At 63.6% G+C, this 9,124-nt stretch carries 4 protein-coding genes; all 4 read right to left on the bottom strand.

Going from position 1 to position 9,124, the window contains the following annotated elements:
* Window positions 1-248 precede the first annotated feature (248 nt).
* On the bottom strand, window positions 249-1,790 hold the full coding sequence (locus BFP90_RS12430; protein WP_083203232.1) for an efflux transporter outer membrane subunit: 1,542 nt from the start codon (window positions 1,788-1,790) through the stop codon (window positions 249-251).
* Window positions 1,787-4,894, bottom strand: coding sequence for an efflux RND transporter permease subunit (locus BFP90_RS12425; RefSeq protein ID WP_065896818.1), 3,108 nt, complete (start codon window positions 4,892-4,894; stop codon window positions 1,787-1,789). Before BFP90_RS12425 ends, BFP90_RS12430 begins: the two co-directional genes overlap by 4 nt.
* Window positions 4,891-7,992, bottom strand: coding sequence for an MdtB/MuxB family multidrug efflux RND transporter permease subunit (locus BFP90_RS12420; RefSeq protein WP_065893191.1), 3,102 nt, complete (start codon window positions 7,990-7,992; stop codon window positions 4,891-4,893). The genes BFP90_RS12425 and BFP90_RS12420 overlap by 4 nt, the downstream gene beginning before the upstream one ends.
* Window positions 7,989-9,124 (bottom strand): MdtA/MuxA family multidrug efflux RND transporter periplasmic adaptor subunit (locus tag BFP90_RS12415; RefSeq protein ID WP_065896817.1); only part of this gene is annotated, 1,136 nt, incomplete at its 5' end. The genes BFP90_RS12420 and BFP90_RS12415, both read right to left, overlap by 4 nt.

Genomic DNA, 9,124 nt, shown 5'->3' with positions numbered 1-9,124 from the left:
TCCAACATCCTGGTCGGCCCTGAGGCCGCCATCGGGGGCAAGCCCCCTCCCACATTTGGACCGGGATCGATCCAAAATCCTGGTCGGCTCTGAGGCCGTCATCGGGGGCAAGCCCCCTCCCACATTTGGACCGGGATCGATCCAACATCCTGGTCGGCTCTGAGGCCGCCATCGGCAAGCCCCCTCCCACATTGACCGAAGCGTGTCATTCGGGTAGCAGCATAGGCCATCCCGAGATTGAATTACCCCTACTTATCTTGGTCGGCCGGACGGGTGTTCCCATCCCACCCCCCACCCAACGCCGCAATCAACTGCACACTCGCCACCAACCGCGACTGCAGCAAGTTCAGTACCGTGCGCTCATTACTCAGGGCCGTTGCCTGCACGGTAACCACGTCCAGGTAGGCAATCAGCCCCGCCTTGTACTGGTTCTCGGTCAACCGCAACGACTCGCGAGCAGACTCCAGCGCCTCGTTGCTGACCACCGCTTCGTCGGCCAGCACCTTGAGCTGCACCATGTAATTTTCGACTTCGCGGAACCCATCCAGTACGGTCTGACGGTACTTGGCCACGGTTTCGTCATAGCTGGCCACGCTGCGGTCGACTTCCGCCGAGCGCTGGCCGCCGTCGAACAGCGTCATGGCCAGCTTCGGGCCCACCGACCAGAAACGGTTCGGCAGGCTGATCCAGTCTTCATAGGTGCTGCTGGAGTAGCCCCCCGCCAGGCTCAAGGTCAAGTCAGGATAATAGGCGGCCTTGGCCACACCAATATTGGCGTTGGCTGCAATCACCGAACGTTCGGCCGACGCGATATCCGGGCGGCGCTCCAACAGCTGCGACGGCAGGCCCACGGGAATCTGCGGCAACGCCGGGATGTCCTTGCTGACGGCCAGGCTGAAATTGGCCGGCGCTTCGCCGATCAATACCGCAATGGCGTTTTCCAGCTGGGCACGCTGCCAGATCAGGTCGATCAGGCTGGCCTGGGTGGTCTTGAGCTGGGTTCGCGCCTGGGCGATGGCGTCCTTGCCGGCGACACCGGCGCGGTACTGGTTTTCGGTCATCTGCTGCGAGCGCTGGTAGGTGTCCAGCGTGGCTTGCAACAAACGCGTCTGTTCATCCATGACGCGCAACTGCAGGTAGCTCTGCACCAGTTCCGACTGTTGGCTCAGGCGCATCGCCGCCAGGTCTGCCGTGCTGGCCTCGGCGCTGGCTTCGTTGGCCTCCAGGCCACGGCGCAATTTGCCCCAGACGTCGGCTTCCCAGCTCACGCCCAGTTGCGCATTGAGGGTGTCGCGAATACCGCTGCTGGAACTGCTCAGGCTCGCGCTGCTGCTGCCGGTACCCTGGCTGGCGCGGGTTTTACCGACGCTCAGGTCGACGCTGGGGTAAAACGCCCCGCGAGCACTGCGCACCAGTGCCTGGGCCTGACGGAAACGCGCCTCGGCCTGGGCGACGGTCTGGTTGGAACTGTTGAGGCGCACCACCAGCTCGTTCAGTTGGCGGTCGCCGTACAGCTCCCACCACGCGCCCCGGGCCAGGGAGTCGCTCGGGTTGGCCTGGCGCCAGCCCTGGGCTTGCTTGAATTGTGCCGGTTCGACCACGGGCGGACGCTGGTAATCGGGGCCGATGGCGCAGGCGCTGAGCAACAACGCCAACCCCACTGTAGGCGCGAGCTTGCTCGCGAAGGTCGTCAACGATAACGCGCCGAGCTTGGAAGAACGCGGTGTCTGCACGTTTTTCGCGAGCAAGCTCGCTCCTACAGTGGGGTTCGCGTTGGTTGAATCATTCATAGCGCAGTGTCCAGGGCAGCATCGGTACGCACGCCGCGCCAGGCGTTGAAGCGGTGGCGCGCGCGGTCTAGATAGAGGTAAACCACCGGGGTGGTGTAAAGGGTCAGGATCTGGCTGAACACCAGGCCGCCAATGATGGTCAGGCCCAGGGGCTGGCGCATTTCCGCGCCATCGCCGGCGCCGAGCAGCAGCGGCAAGGCGCCAAGAATCGCCGCCAGCGTGGTCATCAGGATCGGTCGCAGGCGCAGCAGGCAGGCGCTGCGAATCGACTCCAGCGGGCTCATGCCGTCATGCCGCTCAAGCTGCAGCGCCAGGTCGATCATCAGGATCGCGTTTTTCTTCACCACCCCGATCAGCAGGAACAGCCCCAACAACGAGATCAGGCTGAACTCACCGCCCAGCAGGTAGATGGACAGCAACGCGCCGACGCCGGCCGAGGGCAAGGTCGACAGAATCGTCAGCGGGTGGATATAGCTTTCATACAGCACGCCCAGCACCAGGTACACCGCCACCAGCGCGCCGAGAATCATGAACGGCTGGCCCTTCTGGGTCGCGGCGAACGCATCGGCGGTGCCGGCCATCTTGGCGATCACGTCTTCCGGCAGGCCGACCTTGGCAATCGCGCGCTCGATGGCGGCAGTGCCCTGCTCCACCGTCACGCCTGGCGCCATGTCGAACGCGATGTTTTCCGAGGCGAACTGGCCTTCATGGCTGACGCGGTCATCGGCCAGGCTGTTTTCATAATGGGCAATGGTCGACAGCGGCACGCGCGCGCCATCGGCGGTAATCACCTGCACCTGGTTGAGGGTAATCGGGTCCTGGGCATATTTGGGATTGACCTCCATCACCACCTGATACTGGTTGAGGCTGTCGTAGATCGTGGAAATCTGCCGCTGACTGTAGGCGTTGTTGAGCACCGAGGTGACCATGGCCATGTCGATCCCCAGGCGCTTGGCCTGGTCGCGGTCGACAATCAGGGTGACCTGGGCCGCGCCGCGCCCTTCGCGGGCGTCGATGGCGGTCAGCTCCGGCAGCTCGCGCATGGCGGCCACCACTTTGGGGTACCACAGGCGCAACGCGGCCAGGTCACCGCTTTGCAGGATGTAGGAATACTGCGCGCTGGTCTGGTCGCGGCTGCCGCCGAATTGCAGGTCCTGGTCGGCCATCAGGAACAGACGCCCGCCCGGTACCAATGGCACTTCCTTGCGCAGTCGCTCGATCACGGCCTGGGCCGAGATTTTGCGCTCGGCAATCGGTTTGAGGCGCACCAGCATCACCGCGTTGTTGGTGCCGCTGTTGCCGCCGATAAAGCCGGCCACGCTGAGCACCGCCGGGTCTTTGAGCACGGCCTGGCGGAAGATTTCCATTTTCGGCTGCATCACGTTGAATGACAGCCCGTCATCCCCGCGCACAAAACCAATCAACTGACCAGTGTCCTGCTGGGGCATGAAGGTCTTCGGCACCACCACGTACAGCGCGATGTTCACGCCCACGGTCAGCAACAGGCTGAGCAGGGTCAGGCGTCGATGGCGCAGCACCCAGTCCAGGCTGGTGGCATAGGCGGCGACCATGCGTTCGTTGATGCGGTGGCTCCAGCGCTGCAAGCCGATCATCTGCCCTTTGACATGGGGCTTGAGCCAGCGTGCGCAGAGCATCGGGGTCAGGGTCAGCGACACGATCAGCGAAACGATGATCGCCGCCGACAAGGTGATGGAGAATTCACGGAACAGGTTGGTGACGATCCCGCCCATGAACAGGATGGAGAGAAACACCGCCACCAGCGACACGTTCATCGACAGCAAGGTAAAGCCGACTTCCTGGGCGCCCAGGTACGCGGCCTTCATCGGCGGCACGCCCTCGTCGATATGCCGGGAGATGTTCTCCAGCACCACGATGGCATCGTCCACCACCAGGCCGGTCGCCAGGATCAGCGCCATCAGCGAGAAGTTGTTCAGCGAAAACCCGTACAGGTACATCACCGCAAAGGTGCCCACCAGCGACACCGGCACCGCCAGGGTGGGGATCAACGAGGCGCGGAAGTTGCCCAGGAACAGGTACACCACCAGCACCACCAGGGCCACGGCGATCAGCAGGGTCATCTCGGCTTCGTGCAAGGTGGCGGTGATGACCGGCGAACGGTCCATGGCCAGGTTGAGTTTGACGCTGGACGGCAGCACCGCCTGCAACGCCGGCAACTGCGCCTTGATCTGGCGCACGGTTTCAATGATGTTGGCGCCGGACTGGCGGTTGATCACCAGCAACACCGCCGAATCGTTGTTGAAAAACCCGCTGTTGTAGCGGTCTTCCACGCCGTCGCTGATCTTCGCCACGTCGCTCAGGCGCAGCGCCGCGCCGTTCTGGTAGCGAATCAGCAGCGGCTCGTAGTCCTTGGCTTTTTCCAACTGATCGTTGGCCTGGATCTGCCAGTTGCGTTCGCTGTCTTCCAGGGAACCCTTGGGCCGGCGCTGGTTGGCGTTGGCGATGGTATTGCGCACATCATCCAGAGCCACGCCGTACTGATCGAGGGCCTTGGGCTCCAGCTCGATGCGCACGGCCGGCAGGGAACTGCCGCCAATCTGCACTTCGCCCACGCCCGGCACCTGGGACAGGCTCTGGGACAGAATGGTCGAGGCCAGGTCGTACAGCTGGCCCTTCTGCAACACGTCGGATGTCAGCGACAGCACCATGATCGGCGCCTGGGACGGGTTGATCTTCTTGTAGGTGGGCATGCTGCGCATGCCGCTGGGCAGCAGGTTGCGCGACGCATTGATTGCCGCCTGCACTTCCCGCGCCGCGCCGTTGATATCGCGGTCGGAATCGAAGGCCAGGATCACCCGCGTGGAGCCCTGGCTCGATGAACTGCTCATGGTGGTGATGCCGGCAATCGCGCCGAACGAGCGCTCCAGCGGCGTGGCCACGGTAGACGCCATCACCTCGGGGCTGGCACCCGGCAAGCTGGCCGACACCACGATCACCGGGAAGTCGATCTGCGGCAACGGCGACACCGGCAGCAAATTGAAGCTGACGCCACCGAGCAACATGATCGCCAGGCTCAGCAGCATGGTGGCTACCGGCCGGCGAATGAAAGGTCCGGACAGATTCATGGCTCAACCGGCTCCAGGCTTTGCGGCTCTTTACGCCAGCGCCGGCCAAGACGGTCGAAATACAGGTAAATCACCGGCGTGGTGAACAGCGTCAACACCTGGCTCACCAGCAACCCGCCGACCATCACCAGGCCCAGAGGCTGGCGCAATTCCGCACCGGAGCCACTGGCCAGCATCAACGGCACCGCACCGAACAAGGCCGCCAGGGTGGTCATCAGGATCGGCCGGAAGCGTAGCAGCGCCGCCTGGTAGATCGCGGTCTGCGGGTCCAGGCCCTGGTTGCGCTCGGCGTCGAGGGCGAAGTCGATCATCATGATCGCGTTCTTCTTGACGATACCGATCAGCAGGATGATGCCGATGATCGCGATCATGCCCAGGTCATTGCCGCTGAGCAGCAAGGCCAGCAAGGCACCCACCGCCGCCGAGGGCAAGGTCGAGAGAATGGTGATCGGGTGGATATAACTCTCGTAGAGCACGCCGAGCACGATGTACATGGTGACCACCGCCGCCAGGATCAGCAGCAAGGTGCTCGACAGCGAGGCCTCGAACGCCTGGGCCGCGCCCTGAAACTGGGTCTGCACGCCGACCGGCATGCCGATGTCCTTCTGGGTCTGGTTGATCAGCTCCACGCCTTTGCCCAGCGCGACCCCGGGGGCCAGGTTGAACGACATCATCACCGCCGGGAACTGGCCGATATGGGCAATCGCCAACTGCGCCTGGCGCTGCTCCACATGGGCCAGGCTCGACAGCCGCACCTGGCCGCCGTCGGTGGTCTTCACATGGATCTGGTTGAGCGCGGCCGGGCCGAGGGTTTCGCCGGACTGGGCCTGCAACACCACGCGGTACTGGCTGGCCTGGGTGTAGATGGTGGAAATCTGCCGCTGGCCGAAGGCGTCATAGAGCGCGTCAGTGATGGTCGAGACGCTGACGCCCAGGCGCGAGGCGGCATCGCGGTCGATTACCAGGTACACCTGCAGGCCTTTGTCCTGCAGGTCGCTGGCCACGTCGGTGAGTTCCGGCAACTGGCCGAGGGCATGCACCAGCTTGTCGCTCCACAGCGCCAGCAACTCGGCGTCCGGTGAGGACATGCTGAATTGATACTGGGTACGGCTGACGCGGTCTTCGATGGTCAGGTCCTGCACCGGCTGCATGAACAGGCGGATACCCACCAGCTTGTCGATGGCCGGTTGCAGGCGAGCGATCACCTGCACCGCGCTCAAGTCGCGCACGCCATGGGCCTTGAGGTTGATCAGCAAGCGACCGCTGTTGAGGGTGGCGTTATCACCGTCCACGCCAATGTAGGAGGACAGGCTTTCCACCGCCGGATCGGCGAGGATGATCTTCGCCAGTTCCTGCTGGCGCTGGCTCATCGCGGCAAACGAAATCGACTGCGGCGCTTCGGAAATGCCCTGGATCACCCCGGTATCCTGCACCGGAAAGAAGCCCTTGGGCACCACCAGGTACAGCACCACCGTAAGGCCCAGGGTGGCGATGGCCACCAGCAGGGTCAGCGGCTGGTGCCTGAGCACCCATTGCAGCTTGCGCCCGTAGGCATCGATCAACCAATCGATCCAGGCGCCGCTGGCTTTGTAAAAGCGGCCCTGCTCTTCTTCCTTCGGTTCACGCTTGAGCAATCGTGCGCACATCATCGGCGTGAGCGTGAGGGACACCACCAGGGAAATCAGGATCGCCACCGCCAGGGTAATGGCAAACTCGCGAAACAAGCGCCCGACCACGTCGGCCATGAACAGCAGCGGGATCAATACGGCGATCAGCGACAGCGTCAGGGAAATCAGGGTGAAACCGATCTGCTTGGCGCCCTTGAGCGCGGCGGCCATGGGCGTCTCGCCTTCCTCGATATAACGGGAGATGTTCTCCAGCATCACGATGGCGTCGTCCACCACAAAGCCGGTGGCAATGGTCAGGGCCATCAATGTCAGGTTGTTGACCGAGAACCCCGCCAGGTACATCACGCCAAAGGTGCCGACCAGCGACAGCGGTACGGCGATGGACGGAATGATCGTGGCGCTGACCCGGCGCAGGAACAGGAACGTCACCATCACCACCAGGGCGATGGCGATCAGCAATTCGTGCTGCACATCCTTGACCGACGCGCGGATGGTCTGGGTGCGATCGGTGAGCACCGTCACGTCCAGGCCCGCCGGCAGGTTGTCGGTGATGCTCGGCAGCAGGGCCTTGATACGGTCAACCACCTCGATCACGTTGGCGCCCGGCTGGCGCTGGATATTGAGCAGCACGGCCTGGTTTTCGTTGGCCCAGGCGGCCAGGCGCTCGTTTTCGGCGCCGTCGACGATCTGCGCCACGTCCTTGAGGCGCAAGGGCGCGCCGTTGTTGTAGGCCAGGATCAGTTCGGCATATTGCTCTGGGGATACCAACTGGTCGTTGGCATCGAGCATCGACACCCGTGTGGGCCCGTCGAAGTTGCCCTTGGGCTGGTTGACGTTGGACGCGGCGATCAGGGTGCGCACATCCGACAGGTTCAAGCCATTGGCCGCCAGGGCCTCGGGGTTGACCTTGATGCGCACCGCCTGGCGCTGGCCGCCGGCGATGCTGACCATGCCGACGCCGCTGATCTGCGCGATCTTCTGCGCCATGCGCGTGTCGACCAGGTCATTGAGCTTGGGCAGCAGCATGGTCTTGGAGGTGATCGCCAGGGTCAGCACCGGGGTGTCCGCCGGGTTGACCTTGTTGTACACCGGCGGCGCCGGCAAGTCCTTGGGCAACAGGTTGGTGGCGGCGTTGATCGCGGCCTGCACCTGCTGCTCGGCGACATCCATATTGATGTCGAGGTTGAAGCGCAGGGTCAGTACCGACGCCCCGCCCGAACTGGTGGAGGCCATCTGGGTCAGGCCGGGCATCTGCCCGAACTGGCGCTCCAGCGGCGCAGTGACCGCGCTGGTCATCACGTCGGGGCTGGCACCGGGGTACAGCGTCATCACCCGAATGGTCGGGTAATCCACCTGGGGCAAGGCCGAAACCGGTAGCAAGCGGTAAGCGATCAGGCCGGCCAGCACGATGGCGAGCATGCTCAGCGTGGTGGCGACCGGCCGCAGGATAAACAGGCGCGACAGGTTCATGCGCCGACCTTTTGCGCCTTGCCGGCGTCAGTACCGGTCTCCCCTTTCGCCGCAGGCTTGCCTTGCAGGTGTTCGGTCGGCGTGGTCGGCACTTCGTTGCTGTCGTTGACCACTTCGATTTCGCTGCCGTCCTTGAGACGGTCGGTGCCTTCCATGACCACCCGATCACCCGCCGCCAGACCTTGCTTGATCACGGTGTTGTCGCCATCGGTATCACCCACCACCAGCGGCTGGACCTTGACCTTGTTGTCGCCATCGAGCTTGTAGACAAAGGTGCCGCTGTTACCGAACTGGATCGCGGCGGACGGTGCCAGCACCACGTTGTGCAAGGTGTCGGCCAGCAAGTGCACATTGACGAACTGGTTGGGAAACAGCGCTTGATCCTTGTTATCGAAGCGCGCCTTAAATTTCAGGGTGCCGGTGGTCACGTCGATCTGGTTGTCCAGGCTCTGCAGCACGCCCACCGCCTGTTTTTTCGTGTCGCCACGGTCCCAGGCTTCCACCGGCAGCTTGTTGCCGGCGTGATAACGGGTGAGGACGGTGTCCAGGGTGTTTTCCGGCAGGGTGAAGGCCACGCTGATCGGTTGGGTCTGGGTGATCACCGCGAGGGCCGTGGTGTCGTTGGCGGCGACCAGGTTGCCGACGTCGAGCTGACGCAAACCGACGCGACCGGCAATCGGCGCACGGATCTTGGTGAATTCAAGGTTGAGCTTGGCATCGTCGACCGCGCCCTGGTTGGTCTTGACCGTGCCCTGGTATTGCAGGACCAGCGCTTCGGCGGTGTCCAGGGTCTGCTTGGCGATACTGTCCTGGGCGTACAGGCCGCGATAGCGTTGCACATCGACCTGGGCGTTTTTCAACTGCGCCTGGTTCTGCAGCAACGTGCCCTGGGCCTGGAGCAAGGCGTTCTGGTAGCTGCGCGGGTCGATCTCGGCGAGCAAATCGCCGGCCTTGACCATTTGCCCCTCTTCAAAGGCGATCTTCACCAGCTCGCCGCCCACCCGGCTGCGCACGTTGATCGTGTTGAGCGCGGTCACCGTGCCCAGGGCCTTGTAGTACACCGGGAACTCCCCCAAAACAGCCGGCGCCACGCGCACCGGCACCGGGCCGGTGGAGCCGCCGAACCCTGGGC

The organism is Pseudomonas sp. 24 E 13, assembly GCF_900004715.1.
Classification (GTDB): domain Bacteria; phylum Pseudomonadota; class Gammaproteobacteria; order Pseudomonadales; family Pseudomonadaceae; genus Aquipseudomonas; species Aquipseudomonas orientalis_A.
The sequence above is the reverse complement of the archived record's forward strand: the minus strand, read 5'-3'. Positions and strand labels throughout refer to the sequence as shown.